The 26,899-nt window shown below is 70.9% G+C and carries 22 protein-coding genes and 6 pseudogenes; 9 read left to right on the top strand and 19 right to left on the bottom strand.

From position 1 onward, the window contains the following. Window positions 1–112: 112 nt before the first annotated feature. Window positions 113–598: a PilZ domain-containing protein gene (locus QEG98_RS38305; RefSeq protein WP_316564843.1), complete on the top strand. Its 486-nt coding sequence runs from the start codon at window positions 113–115 to the stop codon at window positions 596–598. Beyond that, entirely contained in the window at window positions 595–981 is a 387-nt protein-coding gene (locus QEG98_RS38300; RefSeq protein ID WP_011556877.1) for a response regulator, read from the top strand. The genes QEG98_RS38305 and QEG98_RS38300 overlap by 4 nt, the downstream gene beginning before the upstream one ends. Here the strand turns inward: QEG98_RS38300 and QEG98_RS38295 are convergent. From QEG98_RS38295 to QEG98_RS38245, 11 genes and pseudogenes are all read right to left on the bottom strand, one after another. Next, window positions 978–2,483, bottom strand: coding sequence for an ATP-binding protein (locus tag QEG98_RS38295; RefSeq protein WP_316564842.1), 1,506 nt, complete (start codon window positions 2,481–2,483; stop codon window positions 978–980). The genes QEG98_RS38300 and QEG98_RS38295 overlap by 4 nt on opposite strands. A 236-nt stretch (window positions 2,484–2,719) precedes the next feature. Further along, window positions 2,720–4,506, bottom strand: a pseudogene (locus tag QEG98_RS38290) (monovalent cation:proton antiporter-2 (CPA2) family protein). 63 nt (window positions 4,507–4,569) lie between these two features. Next, window positions 4,570–6,329 (bottom strand): annotated as a pseudogene (locus QEG98_RS38285) (ATP-binding protein). Window positions 6,330–6,387: 58 nt separating this feature from the next. Beyond that, window positions 6,388–7,448 (bottom strand): annotated as a pseudogene (gene cheB, locus QEG98_RS38280) (chemotaxis-specific protein-glutamate methyltransferase CheB). Continuing rightward, window positions 7,445–9,610, bottom strand: a pseudogene (locus tag QEG98_RS38275) (response regulator). The pseudogenes cheB and QEG98_RS38275 overlap by 4 nt, the downstream one beginning before the upstream one ends. After that, window positions 9,610–11,253, bottom strand: coding sequence for a methyl-accepting chemotaxis protein (locus tag QEG98_RS38270; RefSeq protein ID WP_316564841.1), 1,644 nt, complete (start codon window positions 11,251–11,253; stop codon window positions 9,610–9,612). The pseudogene QEG98_RS38275 and the gene QEG98_RS38270 overlap by 1 nt, the downstream one beginning before the upstream one ends. Continuing rightward, on the bottom strand, window positions 11,250–11,555 hold the full coding sequence (locus tag QEG98_RS38265) for a chemotaxis protein CheW (RefSeq protein ID WP_316564840.1): 306 nt from the start codon (window positions 11,553–11,555) through the stop codon (window positions 11,250–11,252). Before QEG98_RS38265 ends, QEG98_RS38270 begins: the two co-directional genes overlap by 4 nt. Continuing rightward, window positions 11,555–11,860: a hypothetical protein gene (locus QEG98_RS38260; RefSeq protein WP_316564839.1), complete on the bottom strand. Its 306-nt coding sequence runs from the start codon at window positions 11,858–11,860 to the stop codon at window positions 11,555–11,557. Before QEG98_RS38260 ends, QEG98_RS38265 begins: the two co-directional genes overlap by 1 nt. Next, a complete protein-coding gene (locus tag QEG98_RS38255) occupies window positions 11,860–12,489 on the bottom strand; it encodes a hypothetical protein (protein WP_316568070.1) in 630 nt (209 codons plus the stop codon). The genes QEG98_RS38260 and QEG98_RS38255 overlap by 1 nt, the downstream gene beginning before the upstream one ends. Before the next feature lie 379 nt (window positions 12,490–12,868). Beyond that, window positions 12,869–13,438, bottom strand: a pseudogene (locus QEG98_RS38250) (CheR family methyltransferase); the annotation flags it as partial. A 116-nt stretch (window positions 13,439–13,554) separates the two neighbouring features. Further along, window positions 13,555–14,034 (bottom strand): chemotaxis protein CheW, encoded by a 480-nt coding sequence (locus tag QEG98_RS38245; RefSeq protein WP_316564838.1) that lies wholly within the window; start codon window positions 14,032–14,034, stop codon window positions 13,555–13,557. Window positions 14,035–14,621: 587 nt separating this feature from the next. On the opposite strand from QEG98_RS38245, the gene QEG98_RS38240 reads away from it, so the two are divergent. The 6 genes from QEG98_RS38240 to QEG98_RS38215 are packed head-to-tail and all read left to right on the top strand — an operon-like array spanning window position 14,622 to window position 20,050. After that, window positions 14,622–15,917 (top strand): TIGR02270 family protein, encoded by a 1,296-nt coding sequence (locus QEG98_RS38240; RefSeq protein ID WP_316564837.1) that lies wholly within the window; start codon window positions 14,622–14,624, stop codon window positions 15,915–15,917. Between the two features lie 50 nt (window positions 15,918–15,967). After that, complete coding sequence (locus tag QEG98_RS38235) at window positions 15,968–16,972, top strand: DUF2169 domain-containing protein (protein ID WP_316564836.1); 1,005 nt, start codon at window positions 15,968–15,970, stop codon at window positions 16,970–16,972. Window position 16,973: 1 nt separating this feature from the next. Further along, window positions 16,974–17,246, top strand: coding sequence for a hypothetical protein (locus tag QEG98_RS38230; protein ID WP_316564835.1), 273 nt, complete (start codon window positions 16,974–16,976; stop codon window positions 17,244–17,246). A gap of 1 nt (window position 17,247) precedes the next feature. Next, the gene (locus QEG98_RS38225) at window positions 17,248–18,063 is read left to right on the top strand and encodes a hypothetical protein (protein ID WP_316564834.1); all 816 of its coding nucleotides are present in this window, start codon (window positions 17,248–17,250) and stop codon (window positions 18,061–18,063) included. Next, entirely contained in the window at window positions 18,051–19,307 is a 1,257-nt protein-coding gene (locus QEG98_RS38220) for a PAAR-like domain-containing protein (protein ID WP_316564833.1), read from the top strand. The genes QEG98_RS38225 and QEG98_RS38220 overlap by 13 nt, the downstream gene beginning before the upstream one ends. After that, window positions 19,304–20,050 (top strand): hypothetical protein, encoded by a 747-nt coding sequence (locus QEG98_RS38215; protein WP_316564832.1) that lies wholly within the window; start codon window positions 19,304–19,306, stop codon window positions 20,048–20,050. The genes QEG98_RS38220 and QEG98_RS38215 overlap by 4 nt, the downstream gene beginning before the upstream one ends. A 133-nt stretch (window positions 20,051–20,183) precedes the next feature. On the opposite strand, the gene QEG98_RS38210 is transcribed toward QEG98_RS38215, so the two are convergent. The 5 genes and pseudogenes from QEG98_RS38210 to QEG98_RS38195 all read right to left on the bottom strand — a co-directional run bounded on the left by QEG98_RS38210 (window position 20,184) and on the right by QEG98_RS38195 (window position 23,021). Further along, window positions 20,184–21,104 (bottom strand): DUF2381 family protein, encoded by a 921-nt coding sequence (locus tag QEG98_RS38210; RefSeq protein WP_316568032.1) that lies wholly within the window; start codon window positions 21,102–21,104, stop codon window positions 20,184–20,186. Between the two features lie 31 nt (window positions 21,105–21,135). Next, window positions 21,136–21,405, bottom strand: a complete 270-nt coding sequence (locus QEG98_RS38205) for a hypothetical protein (protein ID WP_316564831.1) — start codon at window positions 21,403–21,405, stop codon at window positions 21,136–21,138. An 872-nt stretch (window positions 21,406–22,277) separates the two neighbouring features. After that, entirely contained in the window at window positions 22,278–22,508 is a 231-nt protein-coding gene (locus tag QEG98_RS38200; RefSeq protein ID WP_316564830.1) for a hypothetical protein, read from the bottom strand. A 92-nt stretch (window positions 22,509–22,600) separates the two neighbouring features. After that, window positions 22,601–22,747, bottom strand: a pseudogene (locus QEG98_RS42520) (hypothetical protein); the annotation flags it as partial. Between the two features lie 73 nt (window positions 22,748–22,820). After that, on the bottom strand, window positions 22,821–23,021 hold the full coding sequence (locus QEG98_RS38195; protein ID WP_316564829.1) for a hypothetical protein: 201 nt from the start codon (window positions 23,019–23,021) through the stop codon (window positions 22,821–22,823). A 200-nt stretch (window positions 23,022–23,221) separates the two neighbouring features. Between QEG98_RS38195 and QEG98_RS38190 the strand changes: the two genes are divergently transcribed. Next, window positions 23,222–23,590 carry a helix-turn-helix domain-containing protein gene (locus QEG98_RS38190; RefSeq protein WP_141594068.1) on the top strand — a complete coding sequence of 123 codons (369 nt, stop codon included), beginning with the start codon at window positions 23,222–23,224 and terminating at the stop codon, window positions 23,588–23,590. A 6-nt stretch (window positions 23,591–23,596) separates the two neighbouring features. Here QEG98_RS38190 and QEG98_RS38185 read toward each other — a convergent pair whose 3' ends face one another. The 3 genes from QEG98_RS38185 to QEG98_RS38175 form a co-directional block, all read right to left on the bottom strand. Next, window positions 23,597–24,781 carry a serine/threonine-protein kinase gene (locus QEG98_RS38185; RefSeq protein ID WP_316564828.1) on the bottom strand — a complete coding sequence of 395 codons (1,185 nt, stop codon included), beginning with the start codon at window positions 24,779–24,781 and terminating at the stop codon, window positions 23,597–23,599. Between the two features lie 146 nt (window positions 24,782–24,927). Continuing rightward, window positions 24,928–25,554 (bottom strand): MXAN_6652 family MXYO-CTERM-anchored protein, encoded by a 627-nt coding sequence (locus tag QEG98_RS38180; RefSeq protein WP_316564827.1) that lies wholly within the window; start codon window positions 25,552–25,554, stop codon window positions 24,928–24,930. 90 nt (window positions 25,555–25,644) lie between these two features. Then, a complete protein-coding gene (locus QEG98_RS38175; protein ID WP_316564826.1) occupies window positions 25,645–26,853 on the bottom strand; it encodes an MxcI protein in 1,209 nt (402 codons plus the stop codon). Window positions 26,854–26,899 lie beyond the last annotated feature (46 nt).

Raw genomic sequence — 26,899 nt, 5'->3', positions numbered from 1 at the left:
AGGCGTGTGGTCATCGCATCCTCTACAGCGCCACCGTGGGCGGTGGCGCCGCGCGCGTGGCCGAATACGGTGAGCGGCCCGACCTGGTGTTGTCTCGGGAAGGGGCGCCGGTGTGCCCCGGGGCCTGCCCTCTCCACGGCTGCAGCCGCTGCTGGCGGGGGTGCCGTCGCTCACGCTGGACGCGGACGCGCCGGTGCGTCCGGCCTCGTTGCTGCCCCGCATCCACGCGCTGCTGGGACGGGAGGACGGCTCGCTGCGTGTCGAGGCGCGGGTGCGTTTCTGCTGCCCGGTGTCCTTCGGCGAGGCGGGGCCGCGCGGCGCGGAGTGGCGCTCCGGTGTGTCCAGCGCGCTGAGCCCTGGCGGCCTCCTGGTGCGCACGCTGGTGCCGGCGAAGGCGGGGACGGCGGTGGAGTTGCACATCCTGCTGCCCACCCTGGGCGAGCGCCTGGAGACACACGGCGTGGTGGCCTGGGCCCACGCCTACGCGCCTCGCAACGGCGTGTCCCACCCCTACGGCATGGGCGTGCGCTTCCTGGGCATGGGCCCACCGCGCCTCATGCAATTGCGCCAGTTGTGTCAGGGGGAGGTGCGCCCGTGACAGCGCAAGGCGCACCGAGGCGCAAGAAGGTCCTGCTGGTGGATGACTCCGACACCGTCCTGTTGCTCCAGCGGATGCTGCTGGCGGAGCTGGGCCACGACGCCATCGTCGCGCGGGACGGGCTGGAGGCGCTGGCGCGCGCGGAGCAGGAGCGGCCGGACCTCGTCTTCCTCGACGTGCTGATGCCGCACCTGGACGGGCTGGAGACGTGCCGGCTGCTGCGCGACCGGGAGCCGACGCGGCGCACGCCCATCATCCTCTGCAGCGCGCGCGCCGAGGCGCGCAGCGTGCGCGCGTGCTTCAACAGCGGCTGCAACGACTTCGTGGCCAAGCCCTTCGACGGCGCCGCGCTGGTGGCCCTGCTGCGGCGCTACCTGGATTAGTCGCGCGGGCTTCCGGTGGGAGGCTGGGGCGGCCGGGCCGGCATGGAGCGGCGCGGCAGCGTCACGGTGAAGGTGGTGCCTTCCGCCTCATCGGAGCGGACCTCGATGGTGCCGCCGTGCGCCTGGACGATTTCCCGGACGATGAAGAGCCCCAGCCCGTAGCTCATCTTCAGCGTGCGCGAGCTCTGGGGCCCGCCGCGGAAGGGCTCGAAGAGGTGGGGTAGCAGGTTGTCCGGAATGGGGCGGCCGGCGTTGTGGACCTCCAGCACCACCCGGGTGCGGAGCCCGCGCGCCGTCAGCCGCACCGGCGTGTCCGGCGGGCTGTACTTGAGCGCGTTCTCCACCAGGTTGGACGTCACCTGCGCCAGCCGGTCCGGGTCCCACACGCCCTGGGTGTTGCCCTTGGGGTCCACCTCGACGGTGCGCTGGGGAAAGGCCACGCCGAACTCGTGGGCCACCTTGGCCACCAGGTCCTTCAGGTCCACCGGCCGGGGCTCGATGGCCACGCCGCCCATCAGCCGCGTGCGCGTGAAGTCCAGCAGCAGCCGGGTGAGCCGTTCGATGCGCACCGCCGCGGTGGCGATGCGCTGGCTGGTGCGCTGCGCGTCCTCATCGGTGCCGCCCGCGGCGAGCACGCGCGACCAGTTCATGATGGCGCCCAGCGGGCTGCGGATGTCATGGGTGACGATGCCCATGAGCTGCTCCTGGAACTCGGAGTGCCGCCGGGCCTCCTCTTCCGCCCACTTGCGCTGGGTGATGTCGCGGCTGATGCCGAACAGGCCGAACACCTTGCCCTCGGCGTCACGCAGCACGCCCTTGGTGGACAGCCACACGCGCGGCCCGTCCACGCCCGGCTGCGCGTCCTCGTAGGTGACGGTGCGGCCGAAGGCGAACACCTCGCGGTCGTTCGCCGCGTTGGTGCGCGCCACCGCCGGGTCGAACAGCTCGAGGTCCGTGCGCCCCACCACGTCCTCGGCGCGGTAGCCCACGGCCTTCGCGCCCGCCGCGTTCATCATCGTGAAGCGGCCGTCCAGGTCCTTCGTGTAGACAGCGTCCGTGGTGCCTTCGAGGATGGCGCGGAACACCTCGCCGTTGCGGCGCAGCGCCTCGCGCCCCTGGCGCTCCTCGGTGATGTCACGGCAGTGCACCAGCAGGCCGCCCTCCACCGGGCGCACGCGCACGTCGAGGCAGGTCTCCGCTCCCGGCCAGGCGTGCTCGTAGCGGACGGAGGGCTGCTCGGAGACGGGGTGTTCGAAGTGCAGGTGACGGCTCAGCTCCAGCAGCTCCGGGCACACCCGGCGCACGTCGTCCTGCAGTCGCGCCGCGCCGCCGAGCAGCCGGGCCATGTCTGGATTCACGTACGCCAGACACCACCGCGCATCGAGCAGGAAGAAGGCGTCCGGGAGCGCCTCCAGGAGCGTTTGCAGCAGCTCGGGGGAGGGGGCTGCGGCGGAAGGCTCGGCCAGGGGACGCTGGCGCTTCTTGGCGGGGGTGGGGGGCATGCCTCTTCGGTTTCAGCGGTGGGGATGGAACCATACCCCGCTCTCCGCCCCGCGCGATGCCAGGCAGGCATCAGCGCGCTGTGTGTCGCCCCCGTTGCCTGGAAGGGAGGCGACCACCGCCTCCAGGGTGCATCCGTGACAGAGGAATGCGACCCGGGTGGATGCAGCCTGGGTGAAACAAGAATTTCAGGAAGTCACTTTCGAGGGAGGGTGGAGAAAGTCAGGCAAGCGGTGGTTCACGAGGTTCTGTCGGGGTGCTCCGCTTCGTCCTTCTCGAAGAGGCTCTCCAGCTCTTTGCGGGCTTTGTCGGCCAACTCCACGAGCTTTTGCTCGTCGCGGTGGAACCGGGCCGTCTCGCGCAGGAGGCGCTCGTCGTGTTCCATCATCCGTTCCTGGGCGCGCCGGCTCTCCGAATACGTGAGGCCCAGCTCCTGGAGCACCCCGGTGCCCATCTCCAGGCTGTCGAGAAACGTCTCACGCGTCACCCGTTCGATTCCCATGTCCAGCAGCTCATAGGCGTGCACGCGGTTGCGCGCGCGGGCGAACAAGGTGAGGTGGGGGAAGTGTTGCTGCACGGCCCGCGCGGTGCGCAGCGACGCCTCGATGTCGTCGATGGCGAGCACGAACACCTTCGCCTTGTCCGCGCGGGCCGCGCGAAGCAGGTCCAGACGTGAGGCGTCTCCGTAGAAGACCTGGCTGCCGAAGCGCTTCATGAAGTCAATCTGCTCCGGGCTGGCGTCAATCGCGGTGAAGCCGATGCGCTTGGCGCGCAGCAGGCGGCCCACCACCTGCCCCACGCGGCCGAAGCCGGCGATGATGACGGGGTTGTCCTCCGTGGGCGCCACGTCGAACTCGCGCCCCGAGGCCTTCGGCTCGAGGCGCGGGCGCACCCAGCGCTCGTGCGCGGCATACAGCACCGGCGTGGTGGCCATGGACAGGCCCACCACCACCACGAGCAGCTCCGACAGCGAGCGCTCCATGACGTGCTGGGCGGTGGCGAGCGAGAAGAGCACGAAGGCGAACTCACCGCCCTGGGAGATGACGACGGCCAGGTCGAGCGCCGGCTCACGCCGCCCCAGGGTCATCCGCCCCAGCCCGTAGAGCACCGCGCCCTTGAGGGCCACCAGCCCCAGCACCAGTCCGAAGACGAGCAGCGGCTTCTGGAGGATGAGGCTCAGGTTCACGGACATGCCCACGCTGATGAAGAACAGGCCCATCAGCAGGCCCTTGAAGGGCGCCAGGTCCGCCTCCAGCTCGTGGCGATACTCGGAGTCCGCCAGCAGCACGCCCGCGAGGAAGGCCCCCAGCGCCATGGACAGGCCCACCGCGTTGACCAGCGACGCGGTGCCCACCACCAGCAGCAGCGCGGTGGCGGTGAACAGCTCCTGGCTGTGGGTGGCGGCCACGGCGCGGAACACCGGGCGCACCAGGTAGCGGCCGCTCAGCACCACCGCCAGCAGCACGCCCACGTCCTTCAGGAGCAGGAGCCACACCGGGCCGGGAGAGGGCGCGGCGCCGTCACCCAGCAGCGGCAGCAGGGCCAGCAGCGGCACCACGGCCAGGTCCTGGAAGAGGAGGATGCCGAAGGCCAGCTGGCCATACGGCGTGGTGAGCCGGTTGCGCTCGGCCAGCAGTTGCAGCGCGAAGGCGGTGGAGGACAGCGACAGGCCAAAGCCCGTGACGATGGCCGCGCCCCACGTCAGGCCACACAGCAGGCCCATGCTGGCCAGCAGCGCGCCGGTGAGCAGCACCTGCGCGCCGCCCAGGCCGAAGACGGAGCGGCGCAGCGCCCACAGCCGGCTGGGCTGCAGCTCCAGGCCGATGACGAACAGCAGCAGCACCACGCCCAGCTCCGCCACGTGGAAGATGTGCTCCACGTCGCTGATGAGCTTCAGTCCCCAGGGGCCAATGACGGCGCCCGCCGCCGGTAGCCCAGCACGGAGCCCAGTCCGAGCCGCCGCGAGAGAGGAACCGCCAGCACCGCCGCCGCGAGGAACACGAGCGCCTGCTGCAGGAAGGACATGCGGCTTCCTTGCACGGACGTCCGCGTGGCGGCAATTCGGCGCGGGCGCGGGGCCCCGCGGGCTCAGGCGTCCGTGGCCCTGCGTGCAAGCGGCGGGTGTACAGCGTGGGACGCCGAGGCGCCCGCGGAGGGCAGGGTGAAGGTGAACACACTGCCTTCGCCGAGGGTGCTCTCCGCCTGGATGCCACCGCCGTGGGCTTCGACGAGCCCCTTGGCGATGGCCGGCCCAGTCCGGTGCCGCGGCTGGCCGCGTCGCGGGCCTGCCAGTAGCGGTCGAAGATGTGGGGCAGCGCGTCCGGAGCGATGCCGGAGCCGGTGTCGCGCACGTGGACGGCCACCTCACCGCCGCGCGCCTGGGCGCCCAGCATCAGGTCGCCCCCGCGGTGGTGAACTTCACCGCGTTGCCCAGCAGGTTGCCCAGCACCTGGAGCACCCGCACCTTGTCGCAGCGCACGCGCACGTCCGCGGCGGGGAGCTCCACGGACAGGTGCAGGCCCTTGGCCTCCGCCAGCGGACGGATGGAGTCCAGCGCCTCGGTGAGCAGCCCCGCCACGCCGTGCTCGCCCCACTCCAGCGGCAGGCCGCCCGCCTCCAGCCGGCCCCAGTCGAGCAGGTCGGAGATGAGGCGCGACATGCGCTCGGTGGCGTCCTGGATGCGGGTGGCCTGCTTGGCCACGCTTTCGCCGCCCGGCTTCGCCCCCGCGCCGCGCAGCAGCAGCGCCGCGCCCAGCTGCACCACGCCCAGCGGGTTCTTCAAGTCGTGCGACACCACGGCCAGCAAGTCCTCACGGGCTCGCGCCGCGCGCCGGGACTCACCCACCAGCCGCGCGTTGTCGATGGCGAGGCTGGCGCGCAGGCACAGGTCCTCCGCCAGCGCCAGGTCGTCCGGGCCGTAGCGCCGCCCGGAGCCCGAGGACACGAAGGTGACGGCGCCCAGCGTGTGGCCGCGCGCGCGCAGGGGCACAATCATGTACGAGCGCGCCTGGAGCAGCCGCAGCAGCGCGGGGTGCGCGGGCTCCGCCGCGGCGGCGCGCAGCAGGGAATCCGTCACCGCCGGCACCAGCTCCGGCTCTCCGGTGCGCAGCACGCGCAAGAGGCCCACGGCGGCGTCGTCCCGCAGCTCGGTGCGGGTGGGCAGCGCGCCCGAGCGCTCCTGCTGCGTCGGGTCCAGGCAGGCCGCCGCCACGCGCGTCACCCAGGGGCCCTGCTCCAGCGCGTCCACCAGGCACCAGTCCGCCGGTCGGGCACCGCCGGTGCGCCAGCAGCGTGTACATGCCCTGCGGGTCCGGCGGGTGGGTGAAGAGCGTCGTCATCGCCTGGTAGAGGAAGGAGCGGCGGCGCTCGGCCTGCTCCACCTCCGCCCGCGCGGCCAGCTCCAGCTCCATGGCGCGGGAGAACACGGCCTCCGCGTCGGTGAGGGGGCGCGCCGTCACCAGCACGCAGCCGGCCCCCATCCTCCGAGGGCAGCGGACTGAGCATCAGCGCGTGACGCCGGGGGCCCGTCTGCGTGGCCCAGGGCGCTTCCAGCTCGCAGGTGTCCTGGATGCGCATCACCCGCGCGCGCGCCGTCTCCAGCCGCGCCAGCTCCTCGGGCGGGAAGCCCAGCTCCCCCAGTGTCTGCCCTCCAGCTCCTCGGGGAGCCGGCCCACCGTCCTCGCGCCCGCCTGGCTGCACACCAGGACCCGCCCCGTATCATCCAGGACGTAGGACGGGTCGGGGAGCGCGGCGAAGACAGTGGCGAGGGATGCGGGGAGTCGAGCTGCCATGAATGGGGACTGGCTGGAAGGGGCCCCCATCATGACACCGCACGGGCGCCGGACCATCCCGGCACCGGGAGAATCCTGTGGATGTTTTAAAATCCAATGTTCTGGCGCGTGTAACTCAGGCTCCCCCGTTACCCCGGAAAGCCGAGGTGAGCCGGCTCGCCAGGTCGGGCAGGGCGACGACTTCGTGGGCCAGGTTGGCGCCCACCACCACGCCGGGCATGCCGTAGACGACGGAGGACTGCTCGTCCTGGGCCAGGATGCGGCCTCCGGCGCCGTGGAGTTCGCGTACGCCCTCCAGTCCGTCCTGGCCCATGCCGGTGAGGATGACGGCGAGCGACGCGGGCCCGTAGGCGCGGGACACCGAGCGGAACATCCACGTCGCGGACGGCCGGAAGCCATTCACCGGCGCGGCCCGGGAGACCTCCGCCCGGCCCTCGCCTTGCACGCCGAGGTGGCGATCATCCGGCGCCAGATACACATGCCCGGGGAGCAGGGGCTCGCCATCCTCCGCCACCTTCACGGGCAAGGGCCCCGCGGTGCGCAGCCACTGCGCCAGGCCCTCGCTGAAGCCAATGGCGATGTGCTGCACCACCAGCAGGGGGACGGGGAAGCTGGCGGGCAGCTCGGACAGGAGGCGGAAGAGCGCCGCCGGACCACCCGTGGAGGCGGCCAGGGCCACCACACCGGGGCGCGTGGGCGACACGGGCGGCGCGGTCGGGGTGGGCACGGGCGCGGGGGCGCGGCGCGGTCCGGCCAGCGGCGCACCACCTTCACCTCGGCCATGGCCTTGAGGGTGTCGCGCAGGCGGCGGCTCTCCGCGTCGAAGTCCGGGGACTCCGGGCCCAGGGGCTTCTGGAGCACCGCGAGCGCGCCGGCGCGCAGCGCGGCCATGGACGTCTGGATGTCGCGCTCCACCAGGGTGGACACCACCACCACCGGCGTGGGCACCTCCGTCATGATGCGGCGGGTGGCCTCCAGGCCGTCCATCCGCGGCATCTGGATGTCCATGGTCACCAGGCTGGGCCGCAGGCGCTGGGCCAGCTCCACCGCTTCCACGCCGTCCCTGGCCTCGCCCACCACCGTCAGGGCGGGGTCGGCGCGGACGATTTCCACCAGCAGGCGTCGGGCGGTGGGCGAGTCCTCGGCCACCAGGATGCGCAACGGGTCGTTCTTCATAGCAGTCGTCTCAGCGTCTCCAGCAGGCTCGTCGGGTCGAACGCACTCTTCACCAGATAGGCACTCGCGCCGGCTTGCAGGCCGCGCGCCTTGTCCTCTGGCTTGCCACGGGCGGTGACGAGCACCACCGGCAACCGGGAGAAGCGCGGCGAGGCCCGCACCGCCTCGGTGAGGGCGAAGCCGTCCATGCGCGGCATCTCCACGTCCAGCACCAGCGCGTCCGCGCCGCCCGACTGGAGCCGCTCCCAGGCGTCCGCGCCGTCCACGCAGGCCACCACTTCATAGCCCGCGCTCTCCAGGATGCTCTGCTCCAGCGCGCGCGTGGTGGGCGAGTCGTCCGCCAGCACCACCCGCCGCCGCGTCCGCTGGGCGGCGGGGGCGGGGAAGAGCGAAGCCGCCGGGCGACCACCCGCCGCGCGGACCAGGGATACAGGGCTGAGCAGAAGCGACAGCCGTCCGTCCGGCAGCACCGCCGCCGCGGACACGTGCCGGGCCCGGCGCACGCGGTGGCCCAGGGAACGCACCAGCGCCTCCTGTTCGGCGAGCACTTCATCCACCACCACCACGGCGCGCGCGCTGCCCGCGGCCAGCACCACCGCGCCCCGCCGCGCGCGAGGCGGGCCGGGCGGCAGCCCCAGCACCTCCGCCAGCGAGGCCAACGGCACCAGCGCGTCACCGGAGGCCCACGCGGGGCGGCCCTCCACGTCGCGCACTTCGTCGGGCGCCGGCGCACCAGCCGCGCCACGCTCTCACTGGCCAGCGCCAGCGTCTGCCCGCCCGCCGATACCAGCAGCACCCGCAGCGTGCTCAGCGTGAGGGGGACGTCCAGGATGAAGCGGGTGCCCTCGCCCGGTCGGGTCGTCACCTCCACGCTGCCGCGCAGCCCCTCCACGTGCATGCGCACCACGTCCAGGCCCACGCCACGGCCAGCCACCTGGGTCACCTTCGTCGCGGTGGACAGGCCGGCCAGGAACACCAGCCGCGCGGCCTCCTCGTCACTGTCAGGCACCCGCAGGCCCCGGGCGCGCGCCTGCTCCCGCAGCGCCCCCAGGTCCAGGCCGCGCCCGTCGTCATCCACCGTCACCTCGACGCGGCTGCCCTTGAGGCGCGCGGTGAGGAGGAGGCGTCCCTCGGCGGGCTTGTCCAGTCGCTGGCGTTCCTCGGGGCGCTCCAGGCCGTGGGCCACGGCGTTGCGCACCAGGTGCAGCAGCGGCTCGCGCAGCCCTGCAGCAGCGAGCGGTCCAGCTCCAACGCGCCGCCATGAATCTCCAGCCGCACCTGTCGGCCCAGGCTGCGCGCCACGTCGCGCGCGGCGCGCTCCAGGCCCTCGCAGCCTTCCTCGAAGGACAGGGTGCGCGCGCGGCGGACCTCGTCGTCCAGGCCCGTGGCCACGCCGCCCAGCGTCCGGCGGTCCGCCGCCAGCTCCAGCGTCACCCGCGCCAGCTCCGTCTCCGCGCGCAGCAGCGCCTGTTCGCCGGGCGTGCCGAGCACCGCCTCGCGGGCCTGCGCCAGCGCCTCGCGCACCGACTCCAGCGCGTCCGCGCGGCCTTCCAGCCGGAGCGTCGCCACGCGCAGCTCACCGCTGCGTGCCAGCAGCGCGTCCAGCTTCTGCGCGGAGACGCGCACGGGCAGCGCTTCGGCTCCGGCGGACGCGCCGCCGCTTGGATGTGGCTCCACGCTGGCCGGGGCGGGCACCGCGTCCGTCAGCATGGGCGGAGGCGGCGGTGGCGGCTCGGCGCGCGTGGGGGCGGGCGCGCCGGCCCGGCGTCCGACGGCGCGCTCCAACTGGGGCAGCAGCTTCTCCAGGGGCGAGCCCGCCAGGTCCTCCCGCGCGGCCGGCGCCGGCCCGCGTCGTCGAGCGCGTCCACGGTGGTGAAGCACAGCTCGTACACGTCGGGCGTGCCGGCGCCCGCGTCCCGCACCTGCTCCAGCAGCTCCTCCATGCGGTGGCAGGCCGTCTCCACCCGCGTGGCGCTGGCCGCGCGCGCCGCGCCCTTCACGCTGTGCAGCGTGCGCAGCAGGGACGCCACGCGCTCCGCCATGCGCGCGGGCACGGTCTCTCGTTCCAGGGCCAGCAGCTCGCGGTTGAGCGAGACGACGTGGCCCTCGAGCTCCTCGAGGAACGTGGCCAGCAGCGCTTGGGCCAACCGGTCGCGGTCCATCAGCGCCCGTACTCTCCGAGCAGCCCCTTGAGCTTCTGGCCCATGCCGTTGAGGTCCTGCATGGCGCGCTCGGTCTGCCGCGACGAGATGAGGGCCTGCTGCGTGGCCTGATTCACGTCATGCATGGCCTGACGAATCTGGCCGATGCCGGTGGCCTGCTGGTTGGCGGAGGCGGCAATCTGCGCCGCCGTCAGCGAGGCCTGGGCCAGCAGGTCCGACAGCGTCTGGATGTTGGCGCCCGCCTCGGACACCACGCGGGTGGCGGTGGCCACGCTCTTGGTGCCTTCCTCGGTGGTCATCACCGCGCCGTGGGTGGCCTTCTGGATTTGCCCCAGAATCTGGCGCACCTGGCCGGTGGCCTTCTTGGACTGGTCCGCCAGGGCCTTCACCTCGGAGGCCACCACCGCGAAGCCGCGGCCGTGCTCGCCGGCGCGGCTGGCTTCGATGGAGGCATTGAGCGCCAGCATGTGCGTCTGCTCGGAGATGTCGTTGACGGTGGTGATGATGTCGCCAATGGCCTGGGCCTGCTCGGCCAGGGCGAGGATGCGCGAGGCGATGGACTCCACCTGTTCACGCACCGCGCCCATGGCGCCCACGGCCTCCTCCACGGCGCGGCGGCCGCTGCGGCCCACGTCCTCTGCGTGGCGGGCGGAGTCGCTCACCGCGCGGGCGCGGCCCGCGGCCTCCTCGGACGTCTTGGTGATTTCCTCGATGGTGCTCACCGTCTCCGTCACCGCGCTGCCCTGCTCCTGGGCGCCGGCCACCTGCTCGGTGGTGCTGGAGAGGATTTCCGCGCTGGCGCCGGCGAGCTGGTTGACGAACTCCGCCACGGTGCGGAGCGTGTGCTCGCGCTGCTCGGACTCCTTCTCCAACTGGACCTCGTTCTGCTGGCGCTTCTCCGCCATGTCGTTGAACGCGCGCGCCAGTTGGGCCGTCTCGTCCTGGCCCTTCACGTCGATGCGGTGCTCCAGCTTCCCGCGCCCCAGTTGCTCGGCGCCCACCATGAGCGCGCGCAGCGGCGTGGTGATGCCGCGGGTGATGATGTAGCTGCCTCCGCCGACGATGAGCACGCCCAGCAGCGTGCCGATGCCCAGCACCCAGAGGATGCGCTGGGCCATGTCCCGGGCGGCGGCGGCGTGCTCGTCCCAGCGCTCCTGCTCCGCCACCAGCATCTCGTCGATGACCTGCTTGACCTGGAGCATGACCTCCCGGCCCTGGCCGGCCTGGACGAACTTCGCTCCGGCTTCCAGGCCCTCCTGGCTGCGCAGGCGGATGCCGTCCTCCAGTCGGTTCACCCGCTGGGTGACGATGGGCTCCAGCCGGTTCAGGCGCGCCCGCTGGTGGGGGTGGTTCGCCATGGTGTCGCGCAGGCGGGACAGGTCATTCTGGAGCGCCACCGTCGCTTCCCGATAGGGCACCAGGTAGGACTCATCCCCCGTGAGGATGAAGCCGCGCTGGCCGGACTCGGCGTCCATCAGCAGCGCGCGGACCTCGCGGATGATGCGGAAGTTCTCATGGGCTGTCAGCAGGCCCGCCGTGCTCGTCGTGAGCTGATTGGCGCCCTGGAAGGACACACCCGCCACGATGAGCAACATCAGTAGCGACAGTCCGAATCCGAGTGCGATGCGGTTCCCGATGCTCATACTGCTCCTTCGCCGGACATATCGAACATGAGGCGACTGTCACCCAGGAGCGCCTCTCCCTCCAGTACCAGGGTGCCTTCCCTGTCGGCAGCGGACACGAGGTGTCCGGCGGCGTCGTTCAGGGAGGTGGGCGGCGCCAGCAGCTCACTGCCCGCCAGCACGGTGACTTCCTCCACTTCCTCGGTGCGTACGCCCAGCTCCGCCCGTCCCACGCCCACCACGAGCAGCGGGCCCGCGGCGTCCGAAGGCGCGCGTCCGAAGAGCGGCGCCAGCTCCACCACGGGAAGCACCTCGCCATGCATCAGGGTGAGGCCGCGCAGCGCGGGGGCGCGCCCGGCAGTGTCACCAGCTCCGGCGCGCGCACCACCTCCAGCACGAAGCGGGACTCCAGGGCATAGCGCTGGCCAGCGGCCTTGAAGCGGACCACCTCGCGCAAGGTGCCAGGGTCGACCTGGGGACGGGGCTCGCGCGAGAGTGCCCGGGCGCGGGCCTCCAGCAGCGCCGTGGCCTCCTCGGGCGACAAGGCGCCCTGTTCCTGCTCCAGGTTGGCCAGCCGCGCCAGCCGCGCGCGTGTGGCTTCCCAGTCGATTCCGCCGGAACCCGGCATCAGCTCAGCTCCTCACCGGCAGCCTGGGCTGCCTCCATGCGTGACCGCTCTCCACGCGCCACCTCGGCCAGCCTGCTGGCGCTCTCGCCGTCCGCGTGGGGCACGGGCGCGTCCGGAGGCAGGGCGTTGCACAGTTGCTCCGCCTCGCGCCAGGCCTTCAGGGCACCGGACGCGTCGCCGTGCCTGCGTAGCACGCGCCCGAGGATGAGCCACGCCACGATGAGTGTGGGCTCCAGGTACAGCGCCTGCCGGACAGCGCGCTCCGCGTCCGCCGCGCGCCCCTGGCCCAGCAGCAGCAGGGACTCCAGGTAGCGCAGCCCCGCCACCAAGGGATGCCGGGCGGCTGCTTCGGTGCAGGCGTAGACGGCGGCGGCGGCGTCCAGGTTCGCCAGCGCGCGCACCGCCATGGCGGCGGTGTCCGCGTCTGAGTCCAAGGCCCCTAGGTGCTGGGCCGCTTCGCGCCAGTGGCCCCGCGCCAGGGCCTGCCGTGCCGCGTGCATGGCCGCCGCGCTGGGGGCGTGCGTCGGTGTCTCGGCCCCGGGGAGGGTGACGGGCCGCGAGGCGGGGGCACCGGTGCCCGCTGTGTTCCCGAGGACGGTCCCCGCGCCGGCCTGGGGCTGGCCCGCCACGCGCGTTCCTTCCGCCTGGGAGGAGGTCCCGCCCGCTCCGGGGGACTCCAGGCGGGGGCCGTCGTTCTGGCCGCGGATCCGCCTGGACGGCTCGGAGCGGATGCACCCGGGAGCGCGGTCCCCCCGTGGAGGATTCGGAGCCGGAGGGCAGGCCCGTCGTGGTGGTGCCCAGGGACGCGGTTCCGGGGACGCCGGTGGAGGACGGGCTCCAGGCGGCCGGGATGGGCAGGGAGAGGGTGGCTCCGGGCAGGGGCCGGCGGTACAGCACGCCCCATTCGGTGAGGATGGACTCCAGCGGCGCCAGCCCGCCGAGCGGCGGGTCCGACGGGCCGGTGAAGAGGTAGCCGCCCTCATCCAGCGCGTCATGGAGCCGGCGCGCGACGGCTTCGATGGTGGGCCGGTTGAAGTAGATGAGGACGTTGCGGCAGAAGATGACGTCCAGCTTCCAGATGCCGCTATCCGCCGACGGCCAGGTGTCGAGCGCGAGGTTGAGGTAGCTGAAGCGCACGTGCTTCCGCACCTCGGGTGACAGCACGTACCGGCGTCCCTCGGCGCGCAGGTGGGCGCGCATCCGGTCCGCCCAGCCGCCGCGGAGGGACCAGTCGCCGTAGTGGGCCTGCCGGGCCCGGCCGAGCGCGCCGCGCGACACGTCCGTGGCGTACACGGTCATGTGCTCGTCCCAGCCTTCGCCCAGCAGCAGCGCGGCGATGGAGTAGGGCTCCTCGCCGGACGAACACGCGGCGCTCCACATCCGCGCGGTGTGGTTCGGGCCATGGCGCTCGCGCAGCTCCGGGAGCACGACGCTCCGCACGTGTTCGAAGTGCTCAGGCGTGCGGAAGAAATACGTCTCCCCGACGGTGAGCTCGATGAGCAGGTCATCCAGCGCGGAGGGTTCTTCCGCGAGCCGCACGCGGTAGGCGTCGAAGTCCTTCAGCCCGGCCCGCTCCATGGCGCGGGCGATGCCTTCCTCGGCGGATGCGGGGCAACTGGGCGGCACCAGCCCGGCGCGCTCTTCCACGAGCGCGAGCACGGCCGCATAACCCGGGTGGCTCCAGGGGCCCCAATTCACGCGGGCTCCGGCTCCTGCGGCGCGGCCAGGGCGGCCTCCAGCTCCAGGGCCTCGGCCTCGGACAGGAAGGTGCGCAGGTCATGGACCAGGACGAGCCCGTCCTTCAGCTTCACGGCGCCCGCCACATAGCCCACGCCCGGAAGCTGGCGCGGCGTGGCGTCCCACTCATCCGGTGTGAGGACGCGCAGGCCCTCGGCCCGGTCCACGCGCAGCACGACGCGGCGGTCGCCCGCGGAGGCCACGATGAAGTGGTCCATGGGGGACAGCGGGCGGGGCGGGTGGCGGAAGCGCAGGCGCAGGTCCAGCACCGGCAACAGCTCTCCCCGAAGGTCCAGCAGGCCCTCCACCACGGCGGGCGCGCGCGGGAGCGGCGTCAGGCGCGCCGCGCGTACCAGCTCGCGCACATCGGGGGCGGGCAGTCCGTAGCGCTGGCCGTTCAGGGTGAACAGCAGCACCTCCGTGGGTGCGGGGGTCATGTCCTGGGACATAAGACGTGGACGTGGCCACTGTCGAACATTGATGTCGGCCCGTGGTCGTGGTGTCCACCAGTCCTCAGTGGGGACAGGGGGATGGGCCCATGGTTCGGGGGGAACACGACAAGTGTCCGTTGTGCCCCTGCCTGGACGGAGGCCCCCGCGTGCGGGTGAGGCTGGGAGAACGGCCGCTCTCTCTCCCTGGAGACGAGCGGCGGCTTCGCGCCCGCGTCCGTCGACTTGCGCTCCCCAGTCCGTGCCGGAAGACGTCGGCCACGGCCGCCCACGGGCGGGTGCCCTGGGCGGCATTGGCCCGTGAGCTGCGTCGCCCCGAAGGGCGATGTCATTGACGGGCGCTGCTCCAATCAAGCCACGCCACCGCCCGTTCCGTTCACAGGCTGACGGCGACTTGCCGTATGGGGTTTGGCACGTGTTGTCCCGGTCTCGCGTTCTCCACTTAATGTTCGCCATCGCCACTGCAACCAAGGCAATGGCTCTCACGCGTCGGCTGCCAGCGAAGAAAGACATCCCTCGCGCGTTCATGTCAGCCCTTGCAGCGGCGCTTCGCGGAGGCGAGGGGGGCAGGCACCATGGTGTTGGTAGACGTGCTGGAGGAGCACCTCGACGAGGCCGAGTTCCGGTGGCTGCAGTGGGAGAAGGCGCTGGGGGCGCCAGACTTTTCACTGATGGAGGTTGTGAGGTTGGAGGAACTCCTCCTCGCGCACCTGGACGGGCTGGTGGTGGGTGCATCCACCTCGGTTGAATCCGTGCTGCGCCCCGCCTTCGCGACAGAGGACGCCTTCCGCATCTGCGCGGCGGCCTTCTCGCTGCTGGCCCTCGGCGAGGTGGACGAAGTCCTGCTGCGACTCCGCGAGGCCGAGCCCGAAGCGCGTGCCGCCATTCGACGGGCACTGGAGCTCAGCGAGGCTCCAGGGCTGGGCGCACGCCTGCTCGACGTGTTGAGGCGGGAGGACACCGCGCCGCAGGCCGAGGTGCTGGAGGCGCTGGCGTTTCGCCAGGAGGCACCTCCGGAGGTGTTGGCGCACTTCTTCACCCATGGCGAGCAGCGGGCGCGGGTTGCGGCCCTGCGTGCGGCCCTGCCCTTGCCGGAAGACGCTGCGCGAGGGCTGCTTCCCAGCCTGCTGGACTCTGCCCACCCCAGCGTTCGCGCGGCGGCGATGGAGGCGGGACTTGCGTCTGGCGTGAGGTCAGCCTGGGAGACGTGCCGCACCGCCGTGCACGCCCGCGATGCACACAGCCTCGAGGCCATGGTGCTGCTCGCCATGGGCGGCAGTGAGACGGACATCTCCTTGCTACTGGGGCTGCTGGATGCGGAGCAACTCCGGCCCCATGCGCTCTGGGCCCTGGGCTTCAGCGGCCGGGTGGCGGCCATGGAGGCGTGCGTCGCGTACCTGGAGGTGCCCGTGGTGGCACAACTGGCCGGGGAGGCCTTCTCGGCCATGACAGGCCTTCGGCTGGAGGCGCCCTACGCCCTGCTCCCTGGCGAAAGGCCCGAGGGTGCTCCTCCGCCGCCGGAGTTGCAGGAGGACCTGGACGCGGACCTGGTGCCCAGGCCCGAGGACGACTTGCCTTGGCCGAATGTGGCCGCCGTTCGGGGCTGGTGGGACGCGGAGAAGAAGCGCTTCGCGAAGGGGACGAGGTACCTTCTCGGCCGCCCCTTCAATGGCAGCGTCCTGGTGGAGGCGCTGGAAACCAGCCCCATGCGGCGCCGCCATGTCCTCGCCCGCGAGCTGGCGCTGCGGAGTCAAGGCACGTTGATGGTGCGCACTCGGGCCTTCACGCACGTCCAGCGCGCGGAGCAGGCCAAGGCCCGGGCAGCCAGCGCCCGAATCCACACGCGGTCCTTCGACAGCGGCCTGCGCTGAGGGCAGGCCCTAAGCCGCGCTCCTTCACTCGGCACGCCTCGTCACCAACCATGTGGGTACTTCAAAACCAGACACCCTATGCGGCGGAGCGGACGTGGATCCGTGACAAGGACGGCCACCACCACTGGGTCATCGCGCTCAAGGCGACCTTCGACGTCGACGACGCGGGCCACCTCCGCCCAGCCGACGCGCAGGAGCCTCCACTGCGGGAGCCCGTCTACTGGGGGGAGCCTGGGCGCTCCAGTCTGCGCTACGAGGCCGAACTCGTCGCCCCCAAGCTGAACACCGACGTCCTCATCAACGCTTGTGCCCATGCGCCCGGTGGGCGGCCCGCGCCCAGCGTCGAGGTGGCCGTCCGCATCCACGATGTGGACAAGATGCTCGTGGTGCACGGAGAGCGCTTCCATACGCGCGGCCTTGCGGGCGTGAGGCCATCGTCTCCCAAGCCCTTCGTCACCCAGCCCATTCTCTACGAGTGGGCCTGGGGAGGCACCGACACGCGCGACGCGGACACGCGCAAGCACGTCAGTGACTCGCGCAACCCCGTGGGCCGCGGGGTGGCCAGCCGGGAGGCGCATCTGGTGGACCAGCCCGCCCACCGCATCGAATACCTGCGGGGCAACCCAGCGAAGCCGGGGCCGGCTGGCTTTGGCCCCATCGCCAGCTATTGGTCGCCGCGGCTCGAACTGGCAGGCACCTTCGACGAGGCCTGGCGGAAGACGCGATACCCGCTGCTGCCGCGAGACTTCGACGAGCGCTTTGCTCTCTGCGCGCCTGCTGACCAGCGGCCTTCACGCCGCCTCGTGGGCGGAGAGAAGGTGGCCCTGGTGCACCTCACGCCGAAGGGCACGCTCCACTTCACGCTGCCGCGCCTGCGCTTCGGCTTCACCACCTGGTTCGGCGCCGTCCGGCGCTTCCATGAGGCCACCCTGGGCACCGTCGTCATTGAGCCCGAGGTGATGAAGGTGCGCATGGTTTTCCAGACGAGCTTGAGAGTCGGTCCCCAGGACACCGAGCGCCTCGACTTCACAGCCATTACCGAGAGGACGGACTGACATGGGCGTCGACGCGGTACTCGTGGCATCGGGAGCGCGTGCCCCGGTGGGGACGACGGCGGAGAGCGTCGCGGCGGCGGTGCGTGCGGGCATCAGCCGCGTGCGGCGCGTCCAGGTGCCGGAGCTGGGGCGTCAGGCCGATTCCTTCATCGCGAGGGACGGGCTGTTGGACGCGCAGGAGTGGAGCGGTGCGGCGCGCATGGCCGCACTGGGGGCCATGGCGTTGGAGGAAGTCCTCGCCGGCTGGCACCCGCCATCCCCCGGAGGATGTTGACGTGCCGGTGCTGGTGGGACTTCCCGAGGAGCGCCCGGGCTGGAAGGCCGCGGATGCCGCGCGAGTCGTCGCCGCGCTCGCGGCTCTCGGGAGCGCGCGCCTGCGCCTGCGGGTGGAGCCTCGGCTGACGGGCCACGCCTCGGCGCTGGAGGGACTCCGAGACGCCGCGACACGGGTGGGTCGCGCCGCCCGCTGTCCGCTGGTGATTGTCGGGGGCGTCGACAGCTACCACGACGTCCAAACGTTGGCCTGGTTGCGCGAGCGGAACCAGTGGCTGGAAGAAGGGGCGCGCACGGGCTTCGCCCCCGGCGAGGCCGCGGCCTTCGTCGCGGTGATGGCCGCTCCGGATGCGCGTCGGTGGAGGCTCGCGCCTCACGCCACGGTGCGCGCCGCCGCCACGGCCCGTGAGACGAAGCTCATTCACACGGATGACCTCAACCTGGGCGAGGGACTGACGGCCGCCGTAGGGGAGGCGCTCGTGCCGCTGGAGGACACGCGCGAGGTGGTGGCGTGCGTCCACAGCGACCTCAACGGCGAGCGTTACCGCTCCGAGGAGTGGGGCTTCGTCGCCCTGCGGCTGGGGGCCGCGTTCCGCGACGCCTCTGTCATTCACACGCCTGTGAGCAGTTGCGGCGAGGTGGGCGCCGCCACGGGGGCGTTGAACCTCGTCCTCTGCGCGCAGTCCTGGCGGCGTCGGTATGCGAGCGGCTCCCGCGCGCTACTCTGGGGCAGTTCGGAAGCCGGGTTGCGCGCCGCCGCACTGCTGGAAGAGCCACTGTCCGGAAGTGAAGGAGGAGTGAAGCCATGGCCAAGGTAACCGTCAACTTCCCGAGGACGCCCGTCACCCAAGGCAGCGCGGGCGTCGCCGCGGCCACGCTGCCCAACGTCTGCAAGATGCCCGGCCCGCCGACGCCCTTCGTGCCCACGCCCCTGCCCAACATCGGCAACAGCGGCGATTCGCCCGAAGGGTACTCGAAGACAGTCACCATCAACGGGCACTCCGTCGCCATCGCCGGCGCCAGCTTCGGCAGCAAGGGGGACCTGGCCAGCAAGGGGACGGGAGGTGGCCTCGTCTCCAGCAACACCCACGGCCCGACGAAGTTCATCGGCCCTGGCTCGATGAACGTCAAAATCGAGGGGAGGAATGTGCAGTTGTTGGGCGACCCCATGCTCAACAACTGCGGCCCGTCCGGCAGCCCCGCGAATGCCGCCACCATGACGGGCATCATCCAGGCCTCCGGCGTCATGACCGTCATCTACGGCGATGACATTTCGTGCTCGCTCTGCGGGAAGACGCACCCGCTGGAGGCGGGAGAAGAGACGCAGACGGCGATTGCGGCGCTGTTTGAACGGCTCCAGGCAGCGCTCGATGCACAGAAGCAGCAAATTCTTGAGTACGCCAAATTGGAAAAGGAGGAGAGAGCCAAGGCTATTCGGCTCAAACAACTGGAGAAGAAGAACACCGCTGAGAACAGAAGAAGCGGGAGAGGGCCCAACCCTTCCGAGAGAGCAGAACTGGCTAGGTTGCCAGACGAACTCGCCTCCTTGAGGGCTCGGATTGCCACCCTCGAAGACTACTTCCAAACCAGCGCGGTGCTTCGACATGGTCGCAATAGTGGCTCTTATACCAAGGGCTACATGATTGGCGTCATGGTGTGCATATGCCAGAAAGGAAAGAAGCTTGCAGCCAGTTCTGGCCATGCGCCTCCCGGATTCATCAAAGCCGTGGAGTCGGTCGGTTTCCAGTGCGCAAGCCCGCCCGTGGACTCCGGTGCCCAACAGGAAGTTTGGGACTGTGCCGCTAAACAAATCGTGGAAAGGTGTGAGCACCACAGGCCTGCTCAACTTATCGAGCGGCTGTTCTACCCGACGGTTGAGGGATTCAAACCCGACCGAGGGCCCAGAGTAAAATTTCGGGTCCGCATGGACGACATCGATACGGAGCAACTCTCCGAGTCAGAAGAGCGCGAGCAAACATTCGAAAATGGCGAGAACGTCCCATCGTGTTCAAGCTGCCAGGAGAACCTCCCTGCCATGTATTGCAAGAAGGAGTGTTCGTGACTCAGGACGCCACAATGAAAGCATTCGTCGAGTTCGTCGAGAAATACCGTCCAGGCTTCTCTCAGGGGATTGTCTCGGCGGATGAGACCGAGATTGAAGTGCTGGAGGACTATGCGGGCCCCTTACCAGGCATCTACCGTCGCTTCCTGGAGACAATGGGAGAGAACATGGGCGGGCTGGAGCTTGCGGAGGCATCCTTTTCAATTGCAGGAACCCTCAGTGTCTACATCGCAAAGGCCTGGCTTCAACGCGGACGGTACATTCCAGTGGCTGGAGACAATGGACCTTCCAGCTTTGATTGGTTTCTAGACCGGTCTCATCCGCACGGAGCCGATGACTGCTTGGTCGTCCGAAGGGCCTTGGAGAAGAACTATCCCCCCGAGGCCAGTTCTCTCCAGTACGTAGGGCTGGAGGAATTCCTCTACTGCGAGGCCTTCAAGGAGCTTCGCCTGCCGCAACTGCCATTCCGGCGGAAGTTCTCGTCACCGGATGATGCAGATGCCGCAGTTCGCTATCGTTCGGACGTGGTGACTGCGCTGGCCGAGGAGAAGGGCTTCAAGCGCATCCCGCCTGCTGAACACTGCGCGCTGTACGAGAGGGGAGACGCCGCGCTGCTGCTCTACCGGCACCCGATTCAGCCCACCTTCTCATTCATCCTGGGATGCGAGGACTCGGCGGAGCTGGAGCGACTGCGCCAGGAGTTCGAGACACGAACGGGGCTGAAGAGCGTCGCCACGCGGTAGGCGCAGCGGAGGGGCGGCACCTCCGCCCGCAACACGTTGGACCACGGCTCGACGTGTCGTGTGCGCGGGACGCGCCTCGCTTCTTGCGAGGACACGGGCGCTGCATGGGATGATTTGCGGCCGGCGGACGCCCTCACGGGAACATCACGTTGCCCAGGATGACGGAGCGCTTGTCGCCCTCCGCCCAGACGGTCAGCGTATAGGGGCCCGGGCTCATGGTGTCCGTGGCCTCCGCTTCCACGATGAACTGGCCGACCATGCCCGCGGCGGTGGGCGCGGCCTGCCAGACGCGTAGCACGCGGAGCGCGGCCCCCTCGCGGGGAACCAGCGTCGCGCTCCGGGCCTCCCATGGCGCGTCCCCGCGCAGTTCCTCGCATTCGACGAACACAGCCACCTGGGTGGCGGCGCGATAGGTCGTTGCGTTCGTTACATTGAGCGCGTTGCGCGGATGGAGCACGAGTTGTTCACGGCGCCATCGCGCCCGTATGCCATTGGCGTCCAGTTGCTTGGTGGCAAGCATGCCGGTGAGGCCATCTGGTAGGTTCCGGGCAGCCTCCATTCGCGCCAGTTCGCTTCGCAGGCGCCGCAGCTCTTCCTCCTTCTCCAGCAACTCGGCATGGAGCGAGTCCGCGCTTCGGGCCTGTCGGTGGACTTCCACCTGACGGTCGGCCAGGGTGGGGTGGGGCACCAACCTGAATGTCGCGCTCGTGGGCGCGGCGCCGTCCGCGAAGTGGACGGTCAGCCGCAACTCCTCGCTGTCCTCCACGCTTGGGGAAGGCATCAGCGTCAGGGTGTCACCCGCCAGTTGGACGCGAGTGAAGCGTTTTTCGCCTTCCAGCTCCGCGCGGGCCACTGGCGTGTCGAAGAGCAACAGCGTGCCCATTCCAGGGCTGATGCGCACTTCCGGGGGCGGCGTTGCGGCCCGGGGAGCTTGGAGGCCTACCGTGAGGCGCCGCACTGTCTGTGCCCAGGACGCGACAGGGGGCAGCGGAGTGGATGCAGCCTGCGCCACAATGAGCGTGTGAATGAGCAGGGCCGTCGCGGAGGCATTCATCACGGGAGCGCCCTGGTGCGGGAACGCGGTATCACTCGAAGCGCCTCACCACCTTCAGGCCCGCCACGGAGTCGATGATGGGCTCGGCGGGTGGATGGTTTCCTGACACGCGCGGCGTGCCGCGCTCGTTATCGCCTGGGTAGTAGAGTTCCATGCACACCGGGAAGCGCTCGCCGTCCCTCTCTGCTTCCGTGAAGCGACCGTAGACCCGCTCGCTCACGTTGAGCCGTCCGCTCAAAGTCGCGTTCGCCAGTTCATAGGGCGTGGCCCCGATGCGGACGCGCACCCAGCCCTCGCTCACGGTGATTCTTTTCGGAGTGCCTCGGGCGAAGATCACAGAGCCCAGCTCACCCACGCGGAGACCTCGCGCCTCCATGGCTTGCAGCGCGCCCTCTGGGCACGGTTCGGAGGGCGGGGCGGGACGCACCTCGGGCCCGCTCGGGCAAGCCAGCGCGGTGCAGGCGGCAGCCGTGGCGGCGGCGCGCCGGGCCAGTGTGCCCACTGAGCGCGATGGCTGTGACGGGGGCGGAGATGAGGGAGCGATGTCTGGCTTCTTCACGGGTGATGCTTCTTTCGGGTCGCGCGCCATGGGAGGGGCAGCGGTCGCGGGGAGGAGGTCCGCCAGTGAGGGCGGGACCGCGGCCCGGACAGCTTCCGGCGAGGTGTGCGGTGACGCCATTTCTGGACGCTCCCTGCTCGCTGGCGGCGCGCCGTCGCGTCGCGTGAGTTCCCATGCAAGCGTCAGCGCGGCCAGGGTGCTCACCATGAGCGCCAGTGCGGCGGGTCTCCAGGAGCGTAAGGCCCCCGGCGCAAGCCGATTGGAAGGCGCTGCGCCCCCAGGCGCCGCCTCCTCCCGTGCGTCCCCTGGCCTCGCGAGGCCGCCCTCGGCGGAAGGCCGGGCGCGCCCCGGTCGTCTGCCGCGTCTGGGCGGCGACAACGCGGGCTCACCATGGTGCCGCCATGCCTCCAGCCCACCCTGTGGTGGAAGTTGCGCCGGGAGCTCGGGTGACTCCTCCCACGACGCGCACAGCGGCCGGTCCCACTCGCCGTCCGCGGCGGTCAGTGCTGCCTCCAGGGCTTCGGCCAGGGCGGCGGCGTTGGGAAAGCGCGCCGTGGGCTGCTTCTCCAGCAGCCGCGAGCACACCGCGTCCAGCGGACCGGGCACCCTCGGGTTCACGGCGCGAGGCGGCTCGGGTGGCTGCGAGATGACGTGCTCCACCTCTGACGGTGTTCCCGGGGCGGGGAAGGGGAGCGGCCCGTCAGCACCCAGTAGAGGACGACGCCCAGCGCATACAGATCATCCGCGGCGGTGGGCGCGTAGTGCGCCCCCTCCTCGCCCGCGTGCGACTTGCGGAAGGCCAACGCCTCCGGACTGCGGTACTGCGGTGTGCCCGGGGGAAGCACCCCCAGGTGAGGCGAGGCGCGCCGGGATAGGAGCCCACGCCGAAGTCCACCAGCACGGGCGCCCCGGTGGCATCCCGCACCATGATGTTGGACTCCTTGAGGTCCCGGTGGAGGACGCATTTCGCGTGCGCCGCCGCGAGCCCTCGGGCCAACCCCAGCGCCAGCGCCGCCGCCTGTCGCGGGCTGGGGTTCTCCTCATCCACCCACCGGTTCAGCGGTCGCCCCTCCACCAGCTCCATGGCCGGTAGAACCACTCGGGGGCCGTGTCCCGCCACAGGCCGCACGCGTGGAAGCGCACGACATTGGGGTGGTTCATCCTCCGGAGGATGTCCACCTCCCGCTGGGCCAACCGCCCAGCGCGGAGAGCGACTGAAGCTTCAGCGCGAAGCGCGCGGTGCCCCGCCGGGCCCGGAAGACGGCGCCGCAGCCGCCCATCCCGAGCAGGCCCTCCACGACGAAGCCCCCCACCTGGGTGCCGATGGCCACGTCTCCCCGAAGGCGCTGGGCCTTCATACGCCCACCCCTGGGGGTTCGCTCCGCCGCGCGCCCCTCCTGTCAAGGTCATCGCTTCCCTGTCGCATGGGGCTTGTCTCTGGAGGGGCGGGACGTGGCGGAAGCGGGAATTTATCTTCTCCAAAACCCTAAAGGTAGAGTCTTGCCCTTCGCCTCGCCAGGCGCCGGGTCGTCGCTTCCACCCCAGCCAGCCCCTCCGGATGCGCTACGTTCTCCCGCGTATGGACGAACAACTGGGCATGATGGTGGGAAAGGCTGCGCGTGAGGCGCGTGCGCGCCTGGGGTTGACGCAGGTGGAGGTGGCGGCCTTGGTGGATATGCACCCCATGGTCTACAGCCGAGTGGAGCGCGGAAAGATGGTCCCCAGCGCGGGGATGCTGCGCCGCCTCAGCATGGTCCTCCGCATCTCCACGGATGAGCTGCTGGGGCTGGCCCGGCCCGGCAAGGACGAGCGGCGTGAGCAGGAGAAGGAGCCGCCGCTGCTGCGCCGGCTGGTGACGTTGGCGCGTGAGCTGGACGAGCCGAAGCTGGAGGCGCTCGTCACGATGGCCCGCGCGCTGACCCGATAGGGGGCATCAGGGCTCGGTCGTCACGGCGGGAGTGGCCGCTCCGAGCTCATGGGCCTCCAGCCCGGAGGAAAAGAACCGCTCGTCGCGGTTCTGGCTGGCCCCGGTGATGAGGCGGGCGAGCTCTTCGGCGGCTTCCTTGCGGCCATAGGGGCGGCCGCCGCTGGCCTCCCGAACCTGGACGAGGCACTCCCGTAGCACGTCGCGCATGTCCTCCGCCGTGGTGTAGCGCTCAGCGGCGGGTTTGCGGAGGGCCTTCCTCAGCGCGGCCCGGAAGCCCTCGGGCAGACCCGCGGTTGCTTTCTCCACGTCGTCTGGCGTGTAGGCGTCCAGCCACATCATCAAATGCGTGAGCGGCAGCGAGGGTTCCTCCTCCACGTCCTCCACGGGAGCCCGCTGCCGCCATGGAGGAGGCTCCGCCAGCCTTTCCAGGGCGGCATGGAAGAGGTGGCGTCCCGTGGCCAGCTCCAGCAGGACGAGTCCCAGCGAGAAGAGGTCCGCCGCGGGAGTCAATGGCAGGCAACTCAGGTACTCCGGCGAGGTATAGGCGGCATCTCCCTTGCGCAGGCCGCCCTGGGTCTCCTCGCGCCCGCCAAGATGCGTGTAGGCCGCGCCGAAGTGCGTCAGCTTCACCTCCCCGCCCATTCCCACGCTCACGTTGCGCGGGCTCACGTCCCGGTGAATCATCCCGAGCCGCGCCCCGTGGTCATCCGCCAGCCGGTGCGCATAGGCCAGCGCGTCGGCGACCTCCGCGCCCACGTACAGTGCGAAGGAAGTGGAGACTGGCTGGCGCCGCAGGGCCATCAGGCTCAACACGCCGTCCAGGGTGGGGCCGTCCACGTACTCCATGATGACGTAGGGTTTGCCTGACTTGACGGTGAGCAGGAGGACCTTGGCGATGGCCGGGTGGTTCAGCCGGTAGGCCCGCTGGACCTCTTCCACCAACCGGTGCCTGCGCCTGGACGTGGCGGGCGAGTGCACGCGCCGGATGAGGACCGGGCCGCTCAGGCCGTGGCGCTCCTGTCGCTCGGCCAGCATGAGGACCTCGCCGTTGGGACGTGCGTCCAGGGTGCTGACATGGATGTACCGCGTTCCCGCGACCTGGAAGAGGGTCGGCCGTCGCGCTGGATGCTCTCGGGCCCGCTCCTCCTCGGTCATCGGGCGGAGGCTGGGCTGCGTGGGGTGGGTGGGCACGGTGACTCCCGGTTTTTTGGGTGTAAACCTCCGCAGTTTATATAATGATTGGAGCTGGGTGAAGAGGCGCATGGGGCCTGGCGCATCTTCACCTCCACGGTGGATGAGGCGTGGACCTCATCCCCGGGAGCGCGTGGCGGGGTGTCTCAGCGCTGGTGGCGGCGGCGCAGCAGGGCCAGGGGCGAGGCGGCCATCAGCAGGGCCCACAGCGGCGCGCTGCCCGCGGCGGCGCAGCCTCCGCTCTCCTCGCCCTTGTCATCCGGCTCCATGCCCGGCGTGCCCTGGCCCACCTTCACGCTCAGCTTCGTGGCGGCGGCCCGGTCTCCGTCGGTATGGAGGTCCGCGTTGGAGGAGTTGCCAGCGCCGAAGAGGGTGAGGGTGACGTCCGTCGCGGGGGCGACGAGGCTGAAGTTGAAGCGCAGCTCGTTGTTCGCGAAGGGCTGGGGCTGCGAATGGGTCAGCTCGGCGCCGAGCTTCTTCATGCCCTCACCGGGTTGGAGCGTGGCCGCCGCGCTGTCCACGGCGATGCCCACGCCGCCCGTCCTGGCGGGGCCACCCCGGATGATGAAGGTGTACTGGCCGGTGGCGCCCGGCGCGAGCGTGGCGGGACCTTCGAGCGCGACGGTGGGGAGGTCCCCGCCCTGATGGCAGGTGCTGCACGTGGGGCCTGTCTTGCCCGTCTGGCCGGTGACGCCCGTGCTGGTGGCGAAGGCGGGGATGGACCACAGCGATGACACGACGACGACGCCCGCGATGCGGAACGGAAGACGCATGGACACTCCAGGAGATGGGTGAAACCGGGTGGTGCTACAGCCGGGGCCCCGCGTGAGCGGAGCCCCGGGGACTTCCGCTGGCGTCGGTGCCTAGCGCAGCTGGAGCAGGGAGAAGGACAGGCCCCGCGTCGTCAGCGTGGGCCGGCCGTTGTCGCCCAGCACGTGCAGCGTCGTGGACGCGGAGCCCGCGCCGAACTCGGTGTAGAGCGTCTGGTTCTCGGTGTGGAAGAGGAAGCTGCTGCCCGAGGTGGCGGGGAACTGGGTGTTCCGCGTCGCCGTCAGCGTGTTGAGATTCAGCGCCCACCACTGCCAGCCGGCGCCGCTCGCGATGCCGCGGGGATGCGCGCCCTCCTGCACCGGGGCGACGCTCTCATCGAGCACGCGCAGGTACGCCGTGCCCGACGGGCCAGGGACGAGCGAGCCCGCGGTGCCGCCGCCCACGAGCTCCGACAGCGAGCGGTGGAAGCCAGCGTCGAAGGTCCGCGTCTGCGGGTCGAACCGCAGCAGGCACGGCTTCGGCGCCGCGTCGGCCGACACCCGGTGCACCGCCGCGCCGTAGGCCTCCGTCGCGACGTAGACCTTGCGGTCGGGGGCGAGCACGGCGTCGTGTGCGTAGCCGCATCGCTCATCCGTGACGATGGTCGCCGTGTCCGTCGCCGTGTCGACGACCACCACGCCCGTCCTCGGGGTGATGCCCACGCCGGCCACGGGACGCCAGCCCACGGGAATGATGAGCTGCCCGTTGTCCGAGACGACCGAGCCCGAGAAGGCCATCTCCGTGCCTTCGAGTTCCAGGTCGCCCAGCGCGATGTTGCCGGTGACGGTCATCTCTGTGGGGTTCCAGATGACCGCCTGCGCGGTGATGCCGTCGAAGAAGTACGCCTTCGTCGCCGACACGAATTGGAAGTTCGCCTGGTACTCGCCCAGCGACATCACGCCCAGGCTGGCGAAGCTCACCGTGCCCGACTGCTCCAGGCCGCCGCCCTCGGTGAGCGAGTAGCGCGTCACGACGGGGCTGTCGTCCGACACCACGTAGACCTGGCCCGACTTGCGGATGCCCACGCCCAGCGCACGGCCGGACACCTTGATGGCGCCGTCCAGCGACAGCTGCGCGGTCTGCTCCGCCTCACGCGTCACCACCACGTAGCTCGCCGCCGGGTCGGCGTTGAGGTCCTGCGTGGTGATGGCGTACAGCGGGCCGGTGTAGTCGTCGCCGGAGTCGTCGCAGCCGCCCATCAGGGACAGCGCGAGCGCAGCGGCGGAGAGTCGGAAACCCGAGCGGGCAAACAGATGCGTCATGAAGACGGCCTTCCTGGAAGTGGCGTGGGGCGCCGTTTCACCCCGA

This window comes from Myxococcus sp. MxC21-1 (assembly GCF_032612255.1).
GTDB lineage: Bacteria > Myxococcota > Myxococcia > Myxococcales > Myxococcaceae > Myxococcus > Myxococcus virescens.
The sequence above is the reverse complement of the archived record's forward strand: the minus strand, read 5'-3'. Positions and strand labels throughout refer to the sequence as shown.

Bases quoted from the DNA above. Each gene is read 5' to 3' on its own strand.
- QEG98_RS38240 (WP_316564837.1), top strand. From the start codon at position 14,622: ATGGTGTTGGTAGACGTGCTGGAGGAGCACCTCGACGAGGCCGAGTTC.
- QEG98_RS38190 (WP_141594068.1), top strand. From the start codon at position 23,222: ATGCGCTACGTTCTCCCGCGTATGGACGAACAACTGGGCATGATGGTG.
- QEG98_RS38260 (WP_316564839.1), bottom strand. From the start codon at position 11,860: ATGCCGGGTTCCGGCGGAATCGACTGGGAAGCCACACGCGCGCGGCTG.
- QEG98_RS38245 (WP_316564838.1), bottom strand. From the start codon at position 14,034: ATGACCCCCGCACCCACGGAGGTGCTGCTGTTCACCCTGAACGGCCAG.
- QEG98_RS38180 (WP_316564827.1), bottom strand. From the start codon at position 25,554: ATGCGTCTTCCGTTCCGCATCGCGGGCGTCGTCGTCGTGTCATCGCTG.
- QEG98_RS38295 (WP_316564842.1), bottom strand. From the start codon at position 2,483: ATGCCCCCCACCCCCGCCAAGAAGCGCCAGCGTCCCCTGGCCGAGCCT.
- QEG98_RS38230 (WP_316564835.1), top strand. From the start codon at position 16,974: ATGGGCGTCGACGCGGTACTCGTGGCATCGGGAGCGCGTGCCCCGGTG.
- QEG98_RS38220 (WP_316564833.1), top strand. From the start codon at position 18,051: ATGGCCAAGGTAACCGTCAACTTCCCGAGGACGCCCGTCACCCAAGGC.
- QEG98_RS38270 (WP_316564841.1), bottom strand. From the start codon at position 11,253: ATGAGCATCGGGAACCGCATCGCACTCGGATTCGGACTGTCGCTACTG.
- QEG98_RS38235 (WP_316564836.1), top strand. From the start codon at position 15,968: ATGTGGGTACTTCAAAACCAGACACCCTATGCGGCGGAGCGGACGTGG.
- QEG98_RS38265 (WP_316564840.1), bottom strand. From the start codon at position 11,555: ATGCATGGCGAGGTGCTTCCCGTGGTGGAGCTGGCGCCGCTCTTCGGA.
- QEG98_RS38175 (WP_316564826.1), bottom strand. From the start codon at position 26,853: ATGACGCATCTGTTTGCCCGCTCGGGTTTCCGACTCTCCGCCGCTGCG.
- QEG98_RS38195 (WP_316564829.1), bottom strand. From the start codon at position 23,021: ATGAAGGCCCAGCGCCTTCGGGGAGACGTGGCCATCGGCACCCAGGTG.
- QEG98_RS38210 (WP_316568032.1), bottom strand. From the start codon at position 21,104: ATGAATGCCTCCGCGACGGCCCTGCTCATTCACACGCTCATTGTGGCG.